The sequence below is a fragment of the Chroogloeocystis siderophila 5.2 s.c.1 genome, from assembly GCF_001904655.1.
GTDB classification, from domain to species: Bacteria; Cyanobacteriota; Cyanobacteriia; order Cyanobacteriales; family Chroococcidiopsidaceae; genus Chroogloeocystis; species Chroogloeocystis siderophila.
The window spans coordinates 86268-107126 of record NZ_MRCC01000001.1; the positions used below are offsets into that span (position 1 = coordinate 86268).

20 protein-coding genes and 1 tRNA gene are annotated in these 20859 nt (G+C 41.8%); 7 read left to right on the forward strand and 14 right to left on the reverse strand.

Going from position 1 to position 20859, the window contains the following annotated elements; genetic code table 11:
• Positions 1–5 precede the first annotated feature (5 nt).
• The 6 genes from NIES1031_RS25295 to NIES1031_RS00420 form a co-directional block, all read right to left on the reverse strand.
• On the reverse strand, positions 6–818 hold the full coding sequence (locus NIES1031_RS25295) for a Piwi domain-containing protein (RefSeq protein ID WP_236738660.1): 813 nt from the start codon (positions 816–818) through the stop codon (positions 6–8).
• On the reverse strand, positions 819–1184 hold the full coding sequence (locus NIES1031_RS25300; protein ID WP_236738661.1) for a hypothetical protein: 366 nt from the start codon (positions 1182–1184) through the stop codon (positions 819–821).
• Positions 1185–1336: 152 nt separating this feature from the next.
• On the reverse strand, positions 1337–2227 hold the full coding sequence (locus tag NIES1031_RS25305; protein WP_236738662.1) for a hypothetical protein: 891 nt from the start codon (positions 2225–2227) through the stop codon (positions 1337–1339).
• Complete coding sequence (locus NIES1031_RS25310) at positions 2224–2637, reverse strand: PD-(D/E)XK nuclease family protein (protein ID WP_330219929.1); 414 nt, start codon at positions 2635–2637, stop codon at positions 2224–2226. Before NIES1031_RS25310 ends, NIES1031_RS25305 begins: the two co-directional genes overlap by 4 nt.
• Positions 2559–3014, reverse strand: coding sequence for a hypothetical protein (locus NIES1031_RS25315; RefSeq protein WP_236738663.1), 456 nt, complete (start codon positions 3012–3014; stop codon positions 2559–2561). Before NIES1031_RS25315 ends, NIES1031_RS25310 begins: the two co-directional genes overlap by 79 nt.
• Positions 3015–3400: 386 nt before the next feature.
• Positions 3401–3473, reverse strand: a tRNA-Ala gene (locus tag NIES1031_RS00420).
• Between the two features lie 102 nt (positions 3474–3575).
• Here NIES1031_RS00420 and trhO point away from each other — a divergent pair.
• Positions 3576–4490: an oxygen-dependent tRNA uridine(34) hydroxylase TrhO gene (gene trhO, locus NIES1031_RS00425; protein WP_143167673.1), complete on the forward strand. Its 915-nt coding sequence runs from the start codon at positions 3576–3578 to the stop codon at positions 4488–4490.
• A 338-nt stretch (positions 4491–4828) separates the two neighbouring features.
• Here trhO and NIES1031_RS00430 read toward each other — a convergent pair whose 3' ends face one another.
• The 4 genes from NIES1031_RS00430 to NIES1031_RS00445 form a co-directional block, all read right to left on the reverse strand.
• A complete protein-coding gene (locus NIES1031_RS00430) occupies positions 4829–5509 on the reverse strand; it encodes a class I SAM-dependent methyltransferase (protein ID WP_073547601.1) in 681 nt (226 codons plus the stop codon).
• 112 nt (positions 5510–5621) lie between these two features.
• Positions 5622–5828, reverse strand: coding sequence for a hypothetical protein (locus NIES1031_RS00435; protein WP_015187152.1), 207 nt, complete (start codon positions 5826–5828; stop codon positions 5622–5624).
• Positions 5829–5936: 108 nt separating this feature from the next.
• Positions 5937–6440, reverse strand: coding sequence for a GNAT family N-acetyltransferase (locus NIES1031_RS00440; RefSeq protein WP_073547602.1), 504 nt, complete (start codon positions 6438–6440; stop codon positions 5937–5939).
• 141 nt (positions 6441–6581) lie between these two features.
• The gene (locus tag NIES1031_RS00445) at positions 6582–7736 is read right to left on the reverse strand and encodes an RNA polymerase sigma factor, RpoD/SigA family (RefSeq protein WP_073547603.1); all 1155 of its coding nucleotides are present in this window, start codon (positions 7734–7736) and stop codon (positions 6582–6584) included.
• Positions 7737–8476: 740 nt separating this feature from the next.
• Between NIES1031_RS00445 and priA the strand changes: the two genes are divergently transcribed.
• The 3 genes from priA to NIES1031_RS00460 all read left to right on the forward strand — a co-directional run bounded on the left by priA (position 8477) and on the right by NIES1031_RS00460 (position 12778).
• Positions 8477–10945: a primosomal protein N' gene (priA, locus tag NIES1031_RS00450; protein ID WP_073547604.1), complete on the forward strand. Its 2469-nt coding sequence runs from the start codon at positions 8477–8479 to the stop codon at positions 10943–10945.
• A gap of 349 nt (positions 10946–11294) precedes the next feature.
• Positions 11295–11873, forward strand: a complete 579-nt coding sequence (locus NIES1031_RS00455; RefSeq protein WP_073547605.1) for a YdeI/OmpD-associated family protein — start codon at positions 11295–11297, stop codon at positions 11871–11873.
• A 290-nt stretch (positions 11874–12163) separates the two neighbouring features.
• On the forward strand, positions 12164–12778 hold the full coding sequence (locus NIES1031_RS00460; protein WP_073547606.1) for a trimeric intracellular cation channel family protein: 615 nt from the start codon (positions 12164–12166) through the stop codon (positions 12776–12778).
• A gap of 180 nt (positions 12779–12958) precedes the next feature.
• Here NIES1031_RS00460 and guaD read toward each other — a convergent pair whose 3' ends face one another.
• From guaD to NIES1031_RS00480, 4 genes are all read right to left on the reverse strand, one after another.
• On the reverse strand, positions 12959–14299 hold the full coding sequence (gene guaD, locus NIES1031_RS00465; RefSeq protein WP_073547607.1) for a guanine deaminase: 1341 nt from the start codon (positions 14297–14299) through the stop codon (positions 12959–12961).
• A 196-nt stretch (positions 14300–14495) separates the two neighbouring features.
• The gene (locus NIES1031_RS00470; RefSeq protein WP_073547608.1) at positions 14496–15632 is read right to left on the reverse strand and encodes a CO2 hydration protein; all 1137 of its coding nucleotides are present in this window, start codon (positions 15630–15632) and stop codon (positions 14496–14498) included.
• A 49-nt stretch (positions 15633–15681) separates the two neighbouring features.
• A complete protein-coding gene (locus NIES1031_RS00475) occupies positions 15682–17217 on the reverse strand; it encodes an NADH-quinone oxidoreductase subunit M (RefSeq protein ID WP_073547609.1) in 1536 nt (511 codons plus the stop codon).
• A gap of 78 nt (positions 17218–17295) precedes the next feature.
• A complete protein-coding gene (locus tag NIES1031_RS00480; protein WP_073547610.1) occupies positions 17296–19173 on the reverse strand; it encodes an NAD(P)H-quinone oxidoreductase subunit F in 1878 nt (625 codons plus the stop codon).
• Between the two features lie 579 nt (positions 19174–19752).
• On the opposite strand from NIES1031_RS00480, the gene NIES1031_RS00485 reads away from it, so the two are divergent.
• From NIES1031_RS00485 to ccmL, 3 genes are all read left to right on the forward strand, one after another.
• A complete protein-coding gene (locus NIES1031_RS00485; RefSeq protein ID WP_015187138.1) occupies positions 19753–20061 on the forward strand; it encodes a carbon dioxide-concentrating mechanism protein CcmK in 309 nt (102 codons plus the stop codon).
• 62 nt (positions 20062–20123) lie between these two features.
• The gene (locus NIES1031_RS00490; protein ID WP_015187137.1) at positions 20124–20468 is read left to right on the forward strand and encodes a carbon dioxide-concentrating mechanism protein CcmK; all 345 of its coding nucleotides are present in this window, start codon (positions 20124–20126) and stop codon (positions 20466–20468) included.
• 12 nt (positions 20469–20480) lie between these two features.
• Positions 20481–20783: a beta-carboxysome shell vertex protein CcmL gene (ccmL, locus tag NIES1031_RS00495; RefSeq protein WP_073547611.1), complete on the forward strand. Its 303-nt coding sequence runs from the start codon at positions 20481–20483 to the stop codon at positions 20781–20783.
• The last annotated feature ends 76 nt before the right edge of the window (positions 20784–20859 follow it).

Consider the following 20859-nt stretch of genomic DNA (forward strand, 5'->3'; position numbering starts at 1 on the left):
GAACTTTATAACCAAGGTTGGCGATCGCCCGTTAACACTCCGCTAAAATTTATTCCATTTAATCGTAAATAAGCAATGCGATCCGAACCGTGAAGAAGCATCGGTAAACGAGGCTCTTTCAACGCTCCGTAGTGCAATAGTGTGAGTTTTAGAGTAGTCTCTACAACATTTTCAATTGATGTTTGATGTCCTTGCGGATGTATTCTCAAACGTAACGGACGAGCTAAGCCTACACTAAGATGGACTCTTGTGGTAACAACAATTGCTTCGCGGGATGATATTCTTAGTGCTAACCCTTGCGTCGGTGCCGAGATTGTTTGATTAATTTTACTAAAGTTGTACAACCGAGGATTTCCAGACTTAAGACAGTCTACTAAGATAAAGTTTGCACCGATCGCCTTAGCCCACTCAACTAAATTATGAACTTCTTGACCGCGAAATGATCCATCGCGGTAAATCAAAACAGTTTTATTCCTTAGTTCAGCTACCGGAAGTAAACTTTCTAAAATTCGTCGTGGAATTTCTTCACCTTCAATTAAAGCGTCTTCTAATTGGTAGCGAATAAATTCACCTTGTCTGCCATAAAGACGAATACTAGCAGCACAAGCATTCAACGTTCCTGGTAATTTTGCTTTAGCAACCCTCGAGACATCCAACCCGATAATATAGTCTGCAATTTCTAAGGGTTGGGCTAAAACAAAAGGTAAATTGCCTAATTTGCCGAGAATTCCTGGAATAACAGAGTTTAGTATATTTCTTGAATCCACACTTTCTAAAGTATCTGCGTAAATGACTTGACTAGCAATTCCACGTCGCAATTATTGCGAGTATATTTGATAGTAAAGACTGCCGCTTTCGTCACAATCAGCAGTGCGATCGCTTGTAGGTAGAAACACTAAAACAATATTCGGTGGAACTACAATAAGTTCGTTGACAGTTTGTTCAACTTCTGCTCTTAAACTAGCACCTGCCAAGTTTTGAAGTTCTAAAGCTTTTTTATTAACAATGTCACTAGCAAATTTATATTGTTTGAGACGTTTTCTAGTTTCCTCTAAAAAAGAATTTACTCTTAAATCACACAGCTTCAGTGCTGCAATTCTAATACTTCTTGATTCATCGCTATATTCATTATGTCGGCGATAAACACCACCTGTAGATAATCCTTGAAGAATTTTACCTCTCACTCCTACAAATCCGTTACCAAAAAGTAAGGGAGTTTCTTTGATAGGCGTTGCTGGTTGCCAAAATAAATTGGGATAATCTCTACTATTAATACTAAGCTCAAACCTAAAACCATAAGCAATTAAAGTATGTTGAGCAATTTGCTTGCAGGATTTTAATAAGTCTTGTCGCTCTTGGTTAGAAACTTTCGTTTTTTTAGTAACTCTCCATAATCAACTTGAAATTGCTCTGCTGTTTCAACCGTGACGCAGGGACGTAGCGCAGCTAATGGATAGCGAAATTGCTGTTTGTTTTTACCAAATTGCACTGTAACCACAGGTTGATCCGCTGATGCTTCTTCTAGCTTTCGTTTACTAACTGAACCCTGAGCTAATGCTAATAGTTCTTCTCGTTGTTCTCCGAGAGTTCCAGTAATACCTATAATATTACAAGTATTACCATGCTCGATTTCTTGAACTTTAAGCCCAACTAAAGTTCGTTCGGGTTTGTCTCGATAAGGATGATTGTTAAAGAAATCTGCTAAATCACATTTAGGCATAATACTACTACGAATCGTTAAGCTTATCGCTGGTAGTGTTACTAATAGCCATTCAACTGTTTCTGCCCAAAATTCTACTTCTCGAAGAACTTCTACTAAATTTTTCGATAATACAGGAGTAAAAGAAAAAGGACGATTTATTTTTAATATTTGTACAGCAAGCTGTGCCAGAACGAACGGCGTTGGTGATGGCTGACGTACCCACTGAATTGAATAGTAGCGATCGCCAATATCATTATGCAACTCATCTTGAATCTTTGCTAGTGCGTTTCGCCACTCATTTTGGTTAGGTAGTTTTTGTTGAATTGTTCCAACTACCCAAAAATATCCTTCTTGCCATACAGTAACAACTTTGGGAAATTTTAAACTAAAACGAAAAGCAAATCTATTGCCTAATTCGCGCTCTATTTCTGGTATTAATCGAAAACACATCAAGTTATGATTCGATATACTTAGCGGTAAAATTTCACTTAAAAATCTTTCAGTCTCTGAAACAGTAGTTGTCATGCAGTAACCTCAATCTTAGAAAAATCGCAAATTGATTTAAATTGACAATATTGACACTGAATACCAGGATTTGGTGGAAAAGTTTGATTAAAAGCTTCGACATTTCTCCGATATCGCTGGAGTTCATTCTGATGTTTCTTAGCAATTTGTGCAATCTCGGTTTGAACTGCTTTTAATTGAGACACTGTTGCTGAAATTGGCTTTGACCATCTACCAGTTTCCAAGTTGTAAAATGAAGCAATCGCAGGGCGGTTTGGATACAGATAACTAACTGCTAACAGATAAACAATTCCTTGTCGAGGATCTACGTCTGTTTTACCTGTTTTAAAATCTAAAATGTGTAAGATACCATCTTCTGTGAAGATACAATCAATTGCTGCATATGTTGAATTTGAATTGGTTGGGGGAATCCTTCATCACCGCGTGTGAGATGAATGATATGTTTATCCCCGAGAATGGGATTTTCTTGATATTTTCTCAGAATCAAGTGTACGCGTTCTTGCACTTCCTCTTTTTCTTGACTCAACTGCAAAGTTTCTGCGATTGTTTGCACTGCATTGCTGCAATTCAACATTGAATGGTCTTGATGAAACTCGTATACTCCTCTTTGTGCTAAATGACCAATTCGCTGGGGAATGTTATCTTGCTTTAAGATTTCTGCGATCGCCGTTTCTCTACCACGCGTTTTCGTGAAACCTCGTTTCATGTCGCAATGCCGTCGTTCTTGTCCAATAGCTGGTGCAAATAGTGACCACAAGTTGTAACTGGCGAAGGGAAGCCACGTCATGTGTTGTTAAGAGTTATATTGGTTTTTTCTTCGACGCCACAAATCATAACTCAGGCTTGATTTTTTCGTCAGCTAATGTCGCCGAGGCAACCTCCGCGCCCGCTATCATGTCAACATTAAAGAAGAGTTAATTTTTTAGCTGAGCGTATTCCGCAGCATGATGAAGATTTTTTCAAACAAAATTATCAAGCATTGTTTGCTTTGTTTCGACGAAGAGGAAAAGCATTGAGTTTGATTCAACCGTATCGCTTCATTCCCGAAGCCGAATTGGATTACTAGTCCTCCAGGTTCGTGGCAAGTTTACACAAGTACAGTAGCACCCAGTAAACGCTAGTAAGCTTTTGAAGTAAACAATGTCAACAGCTAAGCGACGATCTTGCTTTTTATGGAGGTAAGCGGACTCGAACCGCTGACATCCTGCTTGCAAAGCAGGCGCTCTACCAACTGAGCTATACCCCCGATTTGAGAAGTGGCTTGTTTTACTCGCCTTTGTTATCTTAACCTATAGGTTCAAATTAAATCAAGTACTTTGTTGAGCAAATTTCAACAATTGTCAGAACAATGACCCAAATTGTTGCAACGTTCTATAAGTTTGTCAATTTGCCAGACGCGGCAGAAATACAAGAACCGCTGCTGTCTTACTGCTTAGCGCACAACGTCAAAGGAACAATTCTGCTTGCACCGGAAGGAATTAACGGTACAATTGCTGCTACACGCGATCGCATTAATGCAGTTTTAGCGTTTCTTTGCGCCGATCCTCGTTTTGCTGATTTAGAGCATAAAGAATCTACCGCAGATGCGCCACCCTTTGAGCGCATGAAAGTACGTCTTAAAAAAGAAATCGTGACGCTGGGAGTGCCAGAAGTCAATCCCAATCAAAAAGTAGGAATTTATGTATCGCCGCACGAATGGAATGCTTTAATTAGCGATCCTGAAGTGACTGTGATTGATACCCGCAACGCTTATGAAGTAAATATCGGAACTTTTCAACGCGCGCAAAACCCGCAAACGCGATCATTTCGCCAATTTCCTGAATACGTTCATCAAAACCTCGATCCAAGCCAGCATAAAAAAGTTGCGATGTTTTGTACAGGCGGAATTCGCTGCGAAAAAGCTTCGTCGTTTTTATTGTCCCAAGGTTTCACTGAAGTTTATCACCTCAAGGGTGGCATTTTAAAATATTTAGAAGAAGTTCCTGCGGAAGATAGCTTGTGGGAAGGCGAGTGTTTTGTCTTTGACGAACGAGTTGCAGTCGTTCACGCTTTAGAAAGCGGCTCGTATGACATGTGTCGTAGTTGTGGACATCCAATTTCTGAAGCGGATAAAACATCGCCACAGTACGAAGAAGGCGTTTCTTGTCCCCATTGTTTTGCAGATCTGACTGAGGAAAAACGCAAACGTCAGCAAGAAAAACAAAAACAAATCGAGTTAGCTAAAAATAGAACTCATGTCATCTCCTCTGATAGAAGTGCCTAGTAGACCTCCTGCGTGAATGCGATCTCGTATAAATTCGATAGCCAAATAAAAGAAAGTCAACCACCGTGTACTACGGGTAAGGCGTGCCTTACCCTCTCAAAAATCTTGTTTCAGTGTACCTTCGTACACTTTGCTTGGATAGCCCTGAAGAAAGTCGGAGGGCGTCTGTGATTCATGCAGGAATTCTAGTGATGAGTGGCTAGTTGTAATAGCAAATTAAGTTAGCATACGTGTCGAACTCTAAAAACCTTGACTACTAAGTTTTCTGTTCCTGAAAGGGTTGTTATTACAGTTAGTTACTCGTCACTAGTCACTAACTACTTGATCATAATTTTACTTCAATTGAAAACAATGTCAGGGCGTTTCCAAGCTAATGTCAACCCATCACCAATTGGAACCAAGCTGATGGCGACGCGCGCATCTTGATACAGTTTTTGATTGAAAGCGCGGATTTTATTGGTTCGATTATCCTGCACTTGGGGATCGGCGACTCTTCCTGACCACAGTACATTATCAACCGCAATTAAGCCACCAGGGCGAATGAGTTGTAATGCAAGCTCGTAGTAAGTATCGTAGTTGCTTTTGTCAGCATCAATCAAGGCAAAATCAAAAGTATTTGCGCCATCTGTTGCGAGTAGTTGTTTGAGGGTATCCTCAGCAGGCGCTATATGCAACTCAATCTTATTAGCAACACCAGCTTGGTTCCACCAATGACGCGCGATCTTCGTATATTCTTCGCTAACATCACACGCCACAACTTTACCTGTAGGCGGTAAGGCTAATGCTACAACAAGCGCACTATAGCCTGTAAACACGCCGATATCGAGGGTTTTTTGAGCTTGCATGAGTTGCACAAGTAATGCGATAAATTGCCCTTGTTCTGGTGCAATTTGCATATTACCCATTGGGTGTTTTGCGGTTTCCTGTCGCAGTTGCGTTAATACTTCTGCTTCGTTTAAAGAAACCGATCGCATATAGTTGTAAAGCTGTTCGTCAAGTTGCAGCGTTTGAACACCCATTTGGCTTTTGCTTAAAAGTAGGTAACAAAAAGGGGCTAGTAATTGGTAGCGATCGTTATATTCTACTAGCTCCTTATTTTGTGATTTTGACAATCCTGAATCTTAAATGAGTTTAATCGAGCTTGAGAGCGTTGACTGGTACTTCATCCCACGACTCGACTGTACGAATGCGTGCGATCCAACCGGCGGCTTTTTGCGTATCAGTTAAGTTACGTTCGTACGACACGTGACAATCGTTTGCTTGTTCCTCATTGGCGCAAGCAATACAAGCATGAATCATACCTGAAGGATCGATTTGCTCATTTACCCAGATTTTCATCAGATGGCTCCTCCACTTGGAAAATCAATGATTAAAACCTGCTAATTGTATAGCTTACTGCTTTGCAACGTGATAAATTATAAATTTTAAATTATGAATCGGCTGAACTCAAAAATCTGACATCTCAGTATTCGCGATTGATGCGATCGCCTCCCCAGTAACGCGACAAATGCGCCAGTCGGGTAAGATAGCTGCTCCCATACGACGATAAAATGAGATCGCTGGCTCATTCCAATCTAAAACACTCCACTCCAGTCGTCCACAATCGCGCTCTATAGCAAGTTGTGCTAGATATTTTATCAAAGCTTTCCCTATACCTTGGCGACGATACTCAGGAAGTACAAACAAGTCTTCCAGATAGATTCCAGGTTGTGTGAGAAAAGTTGAATAGTTGTGAAAGAACAACGCAAAACCCACAGCTTTTCCTTGAGTTTCAGCAATAATCGCTTCTACATACGGTTGAGGGTTAAACAAGTGTTGTCGTAACGCTTCTGCACTACCTGTTACCGCATGAGATAATTTTTCATACTCGGCGAGTGCTTGAATCAAAAAGAATAGTACTGATACATCATCTGGAGTAGCAGGACGCAACGTTATTTCAGAATTTATCACGTTTCAGCTTCTAAAGGTAAAAACCAAATTATTTAACACTACCCTATCTAAAAAAAAATAGAGCAGTTAATCAACTACTCTCAACTACTAACCATATTACTTCTTCTAGCCTAGTATAAACTAGCTAATCGCTAACTGCTTCTAGAACAACCATCCTTTTAGGCGTTTAGCAATTTGAGGACGACGTAACTTGCGCATAGCTTTACTTTGAATCTGGCGGACTCTTTCGCGGGAAAGATTAAATATACTGCCAACTTCTTCTAATGTACACGGTTCACTTGTAACCAAACCGTAGCGTAGCGAAATAACGTCTTTTTCTCTAGGAGTCAAAACATCTCCTAAAACATCCCAAATTTCCTGACGCATCATCGTTTCGCTCGTTTGTTGTTCTGGCGATTGGCTGTCTTCGTCTTCTAACAAATCTAGTAATTCAGTGTCTTCTTCTTTACCAACTCGGTGATTTAAAGAAAGTGATTTGCGTCGTAGTTGTAGCAGTTGACGCAAATGCTCTGCTGAAATTTCTAAAAATTGAGCAAGTTCTACTTCTGAAGGATTCCGTTGCAGTTGTTGTTTGAGTTCGCGTTGTGCTTTTTTGAGTTTGTTTAACTTTTCTACAATGTGAATTGGCAATCGAATTGTGCGAGCATCATTTGCGATCGCCCGTGTAATTGCTTGTCTAATCCACCAATAAGCATAAGTAGAAAATTTGTATCCTTTATCAGGATCGAATTTTTCTGCTGCACGGTTTAACCCCATTGCGCCTTCTTGAATTAAATCTAAAAAAGGTAAACCGCGATTTAAATAGCGCTTGGCAATTGAGACAACTAAACGCAGATTGGAGCGAATCATTTTCCGCTTTGCTACGCGTCCTTGATATAGTCGGTGTTCCAACTGACGCTCTGACATTCCTAACAAAGTTGCCGCTTCTGCTTTATTCGGCTGGCGATTTATTTCTGCTTGCAAGCGCTGTTGTATTTCTTCAAATTCAACGAGGAACTTGACTCGCCGTGCTAGTTCTACTTCTTCCTCTGGTTTAAGTAAAGGATAGCGCGCCATTTCTTTAAAGAAGGCACCTACAGCATCGTCGGATTTAGTTTTCTGATACCCTGAAGGTCTTGCCGTAGCTAGATCTTCGTCTTTGTCTTCTACTTCTAAATTCTGTTCTATTGGAGATAAATCTGATGCGACTTCTGCTAAATTCTCTGGAGATGGTTCTTCTAAATCAGCACTGTTAATGTCACTATCTGTTGCTGTTGTTAATAGGGAATCAATTGCGTTTAATTCAGCAATATTCATACTTTATATTAGGTTCAAGACTGATAAATGATTGACTTGCTAATATGATGAAAGGCAATTTTTGTGGACGAAGAAAAGATATCTACCATCTCGCATTTATGTCGAATTATTTTTGCCCATTAGTAATAGATTTTTCTCTTTCATCGCTTGTGCTGATTTTGACTTCTACTACATATTTTTTGACAGGGACAAAACTCCTCTACTTAGGTTAACAAATTTATTTAATTTTGTTGGGATTCTCTTGCGCTACTACGACTGAGTAACTTCTTTAGATTAAGTCTCAATTCATGAATACTTGAGGTTCACTTTATAAGAAAATTCGACTACTTTGATAAATATAAAGCTATGGCTAGCAAATAATTCTTGACATTTGCTAGAACGTATATACTTAAATTGCAAATCCTCAATAAATTTAAAGAGGAGCCAGTGGTGTTTTCTCTACCATGAAGCTACAATCTCACATTCTGCACTCATTTGTTGTCTACCAATAGGGAGAAAAGGCTTGGTAAAACACCTACGTTATAAGGCTGAGAAGTTGTATACTATCTAACACAAAAACTTTGCACAAGATTTTAGTATAGTAGACTACACTTGGGCGAAAACTCGCATCTTAGTGAATTGCTGTTAATTTACGTTAGAAGCACTACTAAGAAAAGATAGTAGATGTTATCACACAGTGATCGCTCTTTTAGCTTATCAGTAAAAAAGTTTTAATATATTTAAATTCAAGAGTACATTCTATGTATCTTCCTGGCTTGAAATCATCAATCGTCGCAGCAGAACCGAGAGTTCCCTTTCAACTTACCTCGCGTTGGATTGAAGTATTAGTAGATTGCCCAGGAGTGCAAGGTATTTATACTTATAAATTACCAGCAGAGTTAGACGTACAACCAGGAGACATTTTGAGTGTACCGTTTGGTACATCGCAAGTAGGAGCGATCGCGATTCGTTTATCACAACCACCAGCAGATTTAGCCCAAGACAAAATCAAAGAAGTCATAGATATCGTCAGTGCGGGCTTTTTTCCTAGTGGATATTGGCAATTACTCAATCGTATTGCTGAATATTACTACACGCCATTGATGCAAGTGATTCGAGTTGCTTTACCGCCAGGGTTATTAGGGCGATCGCAGCGGCGCATTCGGCTGATTGCAAAAGCAGATGCTGCGACTCAATTTTTAACTCCCGCAGCGCGACAAATCCTTGAACTGTTGCAAGCGCAAAATCAGGGAGATTATAGCTTTACCCACATCCAACGCCAAGTTAAAGGCGCGTATCGTGGAGTACGGGAATTGCTGCGATCGCACTTGGTAGAAAGTTACTTAGAACCGCCACGATTGTCTAAACCAAAGCGACAAAAAGCCGTTACGCTCGTAGGAACTGGATTAGAAAGTGATATCACTTCCCGCCAGCGCGAAATTTTAGAAGTTTTGCGACGTCGTGGTGGCGATATGTGGCTAAGTGAGTTGTTGCAGATTTGTAGTACGAGTTCCGCAACGCTCAAAACATTAGAGCAAAAAGGTTATATTGTTATTCAAGAGCGCGAGGTGTTACGCATCGCGTTCGATGTGATCGCACAAGATCAACCCAAAGCCTTAACATCAGCGCAGTCGCAAGCCTTAGAAACGATTACTCAGTTGGATGGCTACGCTCAAGTTTTGCTGCATGGAGTGACAGGATCGGGAAAAACCGAAGTTTATTTACAAGCGATCGCGCCATTGCTCAATCAAGGTAAATCCGCCTTAGTTCTCGTTCCCGAAATTGGGTTGACGCCACAATTAACAGATCGTTTCCGCGCGCGTTTTGGTAACAAAGTCTGTGTCTACCACAGCGCCTTATCCGATGGCGAACGTTATGACACCTGGCGACAAATGCTAACAGGCGAACCGCAAGTCGTGATTGGTACGCGTTCGGCAGTATTTGCACCTTTACCGCATTTAGGTTTAATCATCCTCGATGAAGAACATGATAGCAGCTTCAAACAAGACCAACCAATTCCTACCTATCATGCGCGTACCGTAGCCACTTGGCGCGCTGAACTCGAAAATTGTCCTCTCGTTTTAGGTTCCGCCACTCCTTCTTTAGAAACGTGGGTAGAAGTGAAAAGCGAGAACACGTTAAATACCCATTACCTCTCCCTTCCCGAACGCATCCAATCGCGCCCTCTTCCTCCTGTAGAAATAGTTGATATGCGCCAAGAGTTGCAGCAGGGAAATCGTTCAATTTTTAGCCGATCGCTACAAGGTGCTTTACAGCAGTTGCAAGAACGCGAACAGCAGGGAATTTTATTTATCCACCGTCGGGGACACAGTACGTTTGTTTCTTGTCGTAGTTGCGGATACGTCATTGAGTGTCCGCATTGCGATGTTTCGCTAGCGTATCACCAAACCGAGGAAAAAGCGCCAGAAATCTTGCGGTGTCATTACTGTAATTATGCACAGTCGCATCCGCGTCATTGTCCTGAATGTAGTTCGCCTTATTTAAAGTTTTTTGGTAGCGGAACACAGCGAGTCGCACAAGAGTTAACGCGACAGTTTCCGCAGTTACGAGTCATTCGGTTTGATAGTGATACAACTCGTACCAAAGGTTCACATCGCACGCTACTAACGCGGTTTGCAAACCGCGAAGCTGATTTGTTGGTGGGAACGCAAATGCTGACAAAAGGACTTGATTTACCACAAGTTACCTTAGTTGGCGTTGTCGCTGCGGATGGATTGTTGCATCTCGCCGATTATCGCGCCGCCGAACGTGCGTTTCAAACCTTGACACAAGTTGCAGGTCGTGCTGGGCGCGGCGAAGATCCAGGAAGAGTCATTTTACAAACGTATTCGCCTGAACATCCTGTGATTCAAGCAGTGCAACAACACGTCTACGAAGCTTTTACTGAAGCAGAATTGCAGCAACGCGCTGCACTCAATTATCCACCCTATGGAAGATTGATTTTGTTGCGATTAAGTAGCACTGATCCAGCTACGGTAGAAAGTACCGCCCAACAGATCGCAGCACAGTTAAACACTATCTCGAATTGTGAGATTTTAGGACCCGCACCAGCAAGTGTTTTACGAGTTTCTAATCGTTACCGTTGGCAAATTCTACTGAAGCTTGCATCGGAGATACAGCCCGAATTACCCGACTGGGAAGCTATGCGATCGCTGATTCCACCTTCGGTAAGTCTCACCATCGATGTCGATCCACTAAATTTTATGTAAACGAATGATTTTGGATTTACGCGCTACTACAGAACAGGATCGAAAAAACAGTCCTTTTGTATAGCAGTGGACACAACAACACAAAAATTTCAACTATGTAGCGCGGCTAGCGCGGCGATTGTATGAAAAAGAGGGTTTTATTATTGAGGGAATCCTACGCGAGTGTCTTAAAGCCTGGCGATCGCTTCGAGTCTTTAGTTTTAATGTCGATGCTACAAAGCGAGTACAAGACAAATTAAGTAAGATTATTTAAATCCTAGCGATTGCGCATAGCGCAGTATCCGAAGCGATCGCATCAAATAGTATCATCTAAAGTTGACGAGCGTTAGCAAGTAAATCGCAACTTGTTATGGCAATTGATGACTTAGAAACCTTTCAAGCTCAAGATCGCCAACAGTGGCGGGAATGGCTAGAGAAAAATCATTGTACTTCTCGCGGTATTTGGCTCATCTACTACAAAGTAAAAAGTGGTAAGCCAAGCGTTCAATATAGCGAAGCAGTAAAAGAAGCTTTATGCTTTGGTTGGATTGATAGTAAAGTGAGATCTTTAGATACTGAATCTTATATGCAGATCTTCACACCTCGAAAATCAAAAAGTGTGTGGTCAAAATTAAATAAGCAGTATATCGAAGAATTGATAGAACAAAATTTGATGACTGAGGCTGGTCTTAAAAAGATTGAAACTGCAAAACAAGATGGTTCATGGACTACGTTAGATGAGAGTGAAGCTTTGATAATTCCGGCAGATTTGCAGCAAGCATTAATAGCGAATGAAACTGCTAATCAATATTTTGTGGCATTTAGTAATACAATTAAAAAGAATATACTGTATTGGATTACTAGTGCTAAGCGTATAGAAACAAGATTGAAGCGCATCGAGCAAACTGTCAATTCAGCAGCACAAAACAAAAGTCCTCTAGCACGATAACTGTAGTAATTGTGTATTTGCTTGTTGCCTTAGTATCCGAAAATTCCCAAAATCTTGATTTTTTGCTCCTCAAGCTATATAAGTTAAGCGTAATTCAATTAACATTTAATACATCTCAATCCAAAATCCAAAATAGTATAAGCTATTAAGCTGAGGAAAATTTTGTGCTGATATATAGCAGTCCCAAATCATTTGTGAAAACCTCTCCTTATTTCTTGCCTCTGTGCTCTCTGCGTCTCTGTGGTTCGTTTCAAAAACATCTTTCAATTCAAATAGGATTGCTATAGTTTGTGATTCTCTATTTACTGGATCTTTTAGGTGTCGCTGTTTTCGCGGTAAGTGGAGCGCTAGCAGCAGGGCGTAAAAGCTTGGATTTGTTGGGTGTAGCAGCGATCGCCATTGTTACAGCAATTGGTGGAGGTACGCTACGCGATGTTTTGCTAGATAATCCAGTATTCTGGATTCAAAATCCCATTTATTTAGTAGTCATTCTATCCTCTGCCGCACTAACGCTTATCTACACTCGGTTTCGCCAACCACCGGCTAAAGCACTCTTAATCGCTGACGCACTGGGTTTAAGCTTTTTTGCAATTAGTGGCGCTCAAGGCGTGGAACAAGCAGATTTATCTCGCATTATTGTTGTCTTAATGGGAACAATTACAGGCGTTGCGGGAGGTGTTATACGCGATGTCCTATTAGCCGAAATTCCTCTGATTTTGCGACGCGGAAATCTCTACGCAACAGCAGCGATCGCTGGTATTATCATGTATCTAATTTTACAACAATTCGGCATTGTGCGAACAGTTGCGGCTTTACTAGGAATGGGAACAATTACAGCACTCAGGCTTGCTTCCATCGTTTGGGGATTATCGCTTCCTGTATTTAGTTTGCAAGATCGTCAGTAAACCTAGAAAAAGATTCACCGCACGAGTTACAAAAAGTGAACTTCCTGCATAAATGCGATCACAAATAAATTCTGTCTACCCTTGTAAAATTATTGATGTCTAAAGTGTGCAGAGGCACACTTTGTTTAAGTAGCTGCGACTTCAGTCGCAAGGCTTAAAACCGTCAAAGAGAAGTTCATATCAAGAAACACCTTCATAATATGGCGTGTAAACTTCGCCCATAATATACGTTGCATGAACTGCGCGATCGCCGCCTAGCACAATCAGTGCAAACACTTGTTCTGCAAGTTCTGCTAGTGAAGTTGGGGTTGTTGCAGGATTCCGCAGCGCCATTAACGGAGTTGCGCGCATATTGAGAACAACGAAGTCAGCTTCTTTACCGATATCAAAGTTACCAATTTTATCTTCTAAAGACAGCGCCTTTGCACCGCCCAGCGTTGCTAAAAAGAGTGCCTGAAAGGGCGATAGCTTCTGATTTTGAAGTTGAGCAACTTTATATGCTTCACTGGCAGTGTCTAAAAGCGAAAAACTCGTTCCCGCACCGACATCGGTTCCTAAACCTAGTTTTACAGGGTGTTCTCTACATTTAGCCTGTGTCAGCTTGAAAAGTCCACTTCCTAGAAACAAATTAGAGGTTGGGCAAAATGCGATCGCTGACTTGGCTTGCGATAATCTCTGAAATTCTGCGTCTGTGAGTTGGACTCCGTGCGCGAACACTGAGCGATCTCCGACTAATCCGGCGCGATCATAAACATCTAAATAACCCTGACTTTCAGGAAATAGCTGTTTTACCCACTCAACTTCATTGACATTTTCTGATAAATGTGTATGCAAATAAACATCGGGAAATTCTGTTAAAAGCTTTCCTGCTAACCGCAGTTGTTCAGGAGTTGATGTGATTGCAAACCGAGGCGTAACAGCATAAAGTAAACGTTCTTTTTTATGCCACTTTTGAATCAGTTGCTTACTTTCTTGATACGATGTTTCAGCAGTATCTGAAAGGTTATCTGGTGCATGACGATCCATCATCACTTTACCAGCAATCATTCTTAAATTCTGCCGACTTGCTTCTTCAAAAAAAGCATCAACTGATTGCGGATGAACTGTCGCAAAAACGAGTGCAGTTGTTGTACCATTTCTCAGTAGTTCATTAAGAAAAATTGCCGCAATTTTTTGTGCGTATGCTTTATCTTTAAATTTTGCCTCAGTTGGAAATACATACTCATTCAACCATTCCAAAAGTTGCTCTCCATACGCAGCAATCATTTCTGTCTGAGGAAAATGGATATGCGTATCAATAAATCCTGGCATGATTAACATTCCAGGATAAGCAGTTATTGGAACTTCTGCGTATTTGCTTTGTAAGCTTTGATAATGTCCTAATTCCTTTATTTTACCATTTTCGATGACAAGTAATCCATCAGCGATATAGCGGACACTTTCAGCTTCAGAAACATAAAATGGATCGTCAACAAAGTCAAGGAAAGCACAACGAAAAGCTTTAACTGATTGTGTTAGCATCAAACCGATATATTATATTGTTATAAATAAACAAGTCATGACGACTTTTCTCACATCTACATTTGATTTTTATTTATAGTAATCGTCAACTAACTTTTAACCCAGACTACGAGTAAGGGACTGCCTTAGCCTTCTGATTCCTGACCTCTGCCATAGCTTACAAAAAAACACAGATAAAGTATGTTGACTGCAAACATTATGCAACTTGTACATCTTGTAACCGTGAAGTCATAAATCGATCCATCCAATTGACTAAAAATGCGCGATTTACTGCTTGTTCTTCAGGAACCGTTGTATCGATGGGATACGGCATTAAGCCTAAAATTGCGGCATTGGTAACACAAAACATCGACTTTTGAAAACTAATACAAATTTGTACGCGTAAATCGTCTTCTTCCCGACGGCTGCGCTTTTGATACAGTTTATGCAAATAATCTGGGAGAAAATGCCGCATATCCTGCATTAATAAAGTAGGTGGAATTCCTGCACCACCAACGGGTAAAGGATCGGCATAAAGTGCACCATAAGCAAATCGTGCTTGATCGGGTGGAATTTGGTGCGCTTGGGCGTTGTAGGAAACTGTACCTTGAAACGGTGTACCGCGAAAGAAAACGGCTTCAACATAAGGGATGGCTGTATCGGCAAGAAATGTTAAACCGATAGATTTGGGAACAATATCGTAAACTTTACCGTGAAGTTCAACCGAGTAAGTAATTGGTAATGCCGCAGCATTGACTAAGCCTGCTTTGATATGCTCTACAACTTGAGGAATAGTTTTAATTTCTCCTTTGTCGTAGCGCTCTGACAAAGCTATAAACATATCGCTCATAACGCGCCAAAATTGACCTAGTGCGCTGTAATACGATAAAACGCGGACTTGTTCGGTGAGAAAGTCAGGAAATAGTTGGTTTAATCCCAACATGAAAGGATTATTTTTGAACTTAGCTTGAATTGCGGCGGCAGCGCGTGTTTTGAATTCGGCTGAATCTAAATAGCTATCTAAACCGCCACCACCATGCCAGAGCATCGCTTTCATGCAGTATTCGGCATATTCAAAGTTAATGCGATCATGCCACCAGTGGCGGAGAAGTTTTTGGAATGAGATATCGCCGTTGAAGTATTTGAAAAAGGGAAATAAAACCAAAAATTGATTTTCAGAAATGTAAATCAGGTTTTTAGAGTAAGCATCCAAAACAATACCATAGCTTTTGAGGATACCGACAACATCGAGAACATTTTCTGAAGAATCAGGAAGCAGTGTTTTTCCAGTTTCGATGCGCGTAATATATGTAGCAAAGGGATGGTTGAGAGGCTTATTAGTAATGCTGACCATCTGCTGTTTCTCCTAAGGCATTGACAGTTTTTATATAAAGTCGGCGTAGCTACTGCAAAGAGTTGAATGTGACAGGATTGGATTTTAGTATCGGTGTATGACTTGCCAACTGCGATCGCTGCGCCACGACTGGAATCGCACTCATTGCAGTTGTTGCAGGTTCACTCCAACGAATCAGCCAATTTGGTTGTAAGCCGAAAATGACGATTAAAACGGCTAAGACAACCGCAGGGGCGCGATCGCGAAAATACACGCGGGGTAAATCGATAACTTGTGGTGACAAACGGCCAAAAAATACGCGGTTGATGAGCAATAAGAAGTAAACAGCAGTTAAACCGGTACCAACCATCGATAATATAGTTTCTGTCGGAAATACTGGAAAACTTCCTCGAAATACCAGAAATTCAGCCATAAATCCCACCATTCCTGGAATACCCGCGCTTGCCATCACGCCCAACACCATCAAACTGCCAATCAAAGGTAAACCGCGTTCAGGGTTGAGTAAACCGCGCAAAGTTTCGATATCGCGACTGCCAGTTTTTTTGTAGACAACGCCGACTAAAAGAAACAGCAATGCCGAGATTAATCCGTGGCTAACCATTTGCAAAACACTCGCCAAGATACTTAATGGCGTTGCGGCGGCGGCGGCGAGGAGGATATAGCCCATATGTCCAATCGAACTATACGCAACCATTTTTTTCATGTCGGTTTGCGCGATCGCACACGAAGCACCGTACAATACGCTTACCACTGCCCAAATTGCTAACACTGGTGCTAACACTTCCCACGCTTGGGGCAACAAGCCTAAACCAAAGCGTAATAAGCCATACGTACCTAATTTCAAAAGGACTCCTGCGAGTAATACCGAAATAGGTGTCGAGGCTTCAACGTGTGCATCTGGTAGCCACGTGTGTAGAGGCACTAGGGGAATTTTGATTCCGAAAGCGAGTAAAATTCCGCACAGTAGCACAATTTGTGTTGCTAAAGGTAACGCGTTAGAATCTAACGTTGCGAGTGCAAAACTTGAAGCACCACTTAACCAAACTAAACCTAAGAAACTTGCTAAAAGCAATATTCCAGAGGTAGCAGTATAGATTAAGAACTTCGTTGCTGCATAACCGCGCCGCTGTCCTCCCCAAATGGCAATTAATAGGTACAGCGGAATCAGTTCTATTTCATAAAAGAGGAAAAACAAAAGTAAATCTTGTGCTAAAAATGCGCCACTTACCGCTGCACTTAAAATCAGAACAAGTGAGTAGTAAAAGCGCGACCGCTGAATATCTTCATCGCTGCTGTAAATCGCAATACAGGTCAGTAAACCATTTAATACCAACAGCGGTAACGATAAACCATCAACACCTAAGTGATAGTTCAAGCCGATCGCTGTGATCCACGGGATGAATTCGGAAAATTGTTGAGTAACGTTCGTAGGATTAAACTGCGCTGCAAGAACGATACTCAGTAAGAACGGAAGACTTGCGAATATTAAAGCGATGTTACGCGAACTAGTAGGTGCGATCGCTTTCGGGAAAAAACCCACAATTGCTGCACCAATAAGCGGTACTAAAATCAAAGCACTCAGCATTGATACACGAGATCCTTAAACATAAAAGTTGTTAGTGGTTAGTGACTAGTGGCGCTTTGATTAGTCACTCGTTCTTCCTTAGCCTCTAATTGCTTTCCAGAACAATTGCCAGTGATCGAAAAGACCAAATGACCAGCTAATCAAAAAACCTAGCAGACTGACGCCTAAGATAATTGTGAGTAGATAAAGCTGCGATTGCCCAAAACTACTATATTTCAAGCTTTGTCCGCTGATAATTGTCGCGATACCAACTAGATTGACAAAGCCATCGACGATGTAGCGATCGACCCACGCACTCAACCGCGACATGAAGTTAACTGCACTCACAACGGTTAAGCGATACAGACGGTCGATATAGAAGTCGTAGCCTAATAAATCTTGAATAAATCGCCACGGTAGCTGAATCGATCTCGACCATGCTTTGTGGAGGTAAATCGTCGAGCCGATAGTTAATCCTAGAACGCTCGATAATACAAGAACTATCGTTGCTGACCAATTCACATCTGCCCAATTAGGGAGCAGTTGCCATTGTTGTAACAAGAGCGGTACTAACAGTGTTGTAATCGTTAAACTCACCATTGGTACAGCCATTTGCCAGCCAACTTCTGGCGCGCGGCGCGTTTTTGGTTGAGGTTCGCCCCAGAACACCAAGCGGAATACGCGGGTAAGGTTTAAGGTTGTTAAGCCATTTGTCAAAAACAGGACAGCAACAATCCAAGGATGACTACTCCAAAAACCATCTGCCCATTGCAGCTTTGCCCAAAAACTCCCCAAAGGTAGTAGCGTCACCATGCCTGCAGCTCCTACAACGTAAGCTGTCGTTGTTGCAGGCATCCGCGACCACAAACCGCCCATTTCGGTTAAATCTTGCGTATGTGTAGTTAGAATGACCGATCCGGCACTCATGAATAATAATGCTTTAGCGATCGCATGGGTAAACAACAATACCAGCGCTACTCCGCCTTGCTCCATCCCGATCGCAATGAACACTAACCCCATGTACGCACTTGTCGAATGCGATAAGGCGCGCTTGATGTCAATTTGTGCTAGTGAAACTAACGATGCACCAATCGCCGTGACTGTCCCCAGAATGACTAAAGCATCGAGCGCCACAGGTGATAGCACTAAAATTGGTTGTAATTTAAACAGCACGTACGCGCCACCCGCGACAACCATTGAGTTTCGCAGTACTGAAGCCGGGTTTGGTCCTTCCATTGCTTCATCAAGCCAAAGATGCAGAGGAAATTGCGCGCATTTCCCCGCAGGACCCGCAATCAGTGCTAAACCTAAGAATGTCGCGGTTAAAGGTGAAAGTTCAGCAGTTTGCGCCCATTGGTTCAATTCGGAAAAGTTCAAACTTCCTGCTATTGCTGAGAGCGTCACGACTCCCATCAACAGTAAAATATCGCCTACGCGTTTGGTTAAAAACGCATCGCGGGCGGCGGTGACGACAAGCGGCTGTGCATACCAAAATCCTACTAATAAATAAGTAGACAGCGTCAGCAACTCTAGTAACACGTAGCTGAGAAACAAAGAATCGCTTAATGCTAAACCACTTAATGCAGCTTCAAAAAAGCCAATCAACGCAAAGAATCGAGCTAACGCCCAATCTTTTTCCATGTATCCTAACGCATACAGTTGCGCTAAAAGGCTTAATCCTGTAATCAAAACTGCAGCTCCCATACTAACGGGTGACAGTTCAACTGCGATCGATAAGTCTAGATCAGCAGCTTTGAGCCAGGTAAAAAGCAAACTTTGCGGTTCTTGGTTCCAGATGTCTTTCCAAACAATTAAACTGTGTACAAACGCGACACCTGTCATCAACAAATTTAAGTAAGCTGCTGGTCGAGGACCAGTGCGCCGTACTATTCCAGTCGCCCAAGGTAGTGTCAACGCAGCGCCAATCAATCCATAAAAAGGCACCCACCAACTTGTTAAAAATAACGTCTGATTCATTCCAGCTTTCCAAACAAATTTGTGTTTTTTAATGTTAATTTAAAGTTAATTAACGATATTAAACAACTAGAATACTTACGAAAAATAAATTAAAATTGATTTTGCTACGTACTGCTTTAAATTAACATAAACCTCTGGTATCGTTTTCTGGTAAAGTGAGACTATTCAGTTTTATTAAAATTTTTGTTCTCTCGATCAAAGCATACTTTGGTCAAAACGTAGCCAGACTGAAGCCTAATTAGACAGCGAATATCGTTCTCCTGTTATACCGCTCCAGAATGAAGGTTTGGTTTGATCATTTTGGCTGAACCCAAAGTAATAAAGAAATTATAAAACAGAAGTTACACCGCTAGAAAGCAATAAACTTCAATGAGGTAAAAGCAACCAATCATGGGGTGTTAAGTTTTTTTAAAGTATCCTATTTTAAATTATAATAGAAATTAATATTGTCAAGAGAGCCAAGCTTTCCTATGCTTAATTTGGAGATGCTTTTGTACGTTACAAATGGCATTCCCGTCAATTTTTCTGTAACAGCCTGATTGGTAGTAGTTATTGCTTTAATTACATAGGAGGTCTGCGATGCCAATTGCAGTGGGAATGATTGAGACGAAGGGCTTTCCAGCAGTGGTGGAAGCAGCCGACGCCATGGTGAAAGCTGCACGGGTGACGCTTGTCGGTTATGAAAAAATTGGTAGTGCGCGGGTCACAGTTATTGTGCGCGGGGACGTTTCCGAAGTGCAAGCTTCGGTTGCGGCTGGAGTTGATGCGGCAAGACGAGTCAACGGCGGTGAAGTTGTTTCGACTCACATTATTGCCCGTCCTCACGAAAACTTGGAGTACGTGCTGCCAATTCGGTATACCGAAGCCGTAGAACAGTTCCGAATGTAACGAACGGAATTGTGTTTGAGGTGCATCAATTTTTTGCTAAATACATTTAAGGAGTAAAACCGATGTCAATTGCCGTCGGAATGGTAGAAACGCTGGGCTTTCCAGCAGTCGTAGAAGCAGCCGACGCCATGGTGAAAGCTGCACGGGTAACGCTTGTTGGTTACGAAAAAATCGGTAGTGGTCGCGTTACGGTTATTGTGCGCGGGGACGTTTCCGAAGTGCAAGCTTCAGTCGCAGCAGCAATCGATAACGTTAAGCGCGTTAATGGGGGTCAGGTGCTATCAACCCACATTATTGCTCGTCCTCACGAAAACTTGGAGTACGTGCTGCCAATTCGGTATACCGAAGCCGTAGAACAGTTCCGCGAAAGTACAAATGCGATTCGCCCCTACGGAAACCGACTGTAGATGTAAGCCGTAATGCAAATTGCAAAAGTTCGTGGCAACGTAGTCAGCACGCAAAAAGAACCCAGTCTTCGCGGGACAAAACTGCTTTTATTACAACTCGTAGACGAAGAAGGGCAACCCTTACCAAAATACGAAGTTGCAGCAGACAACGTAGGTGCAGGAGTCGATGAGTGGGTATTGGTAAGTTGCGGTAGCGCCGCTCGCATTGTTCAAGGAAACGAGCAGCGCCCACTCGATGCTGTGGTAGTAGCGATTATTGACAGTGTTCGCATTGAAGATCGCCTTATTTACAGCAAGAAAGACCAATATCGATAAGTAACGTGCTTTGGATGAACGACGAATACAGAATGACAGATACTTCGCTTGTAGGTTCTGCATTCTGAATTCTGAG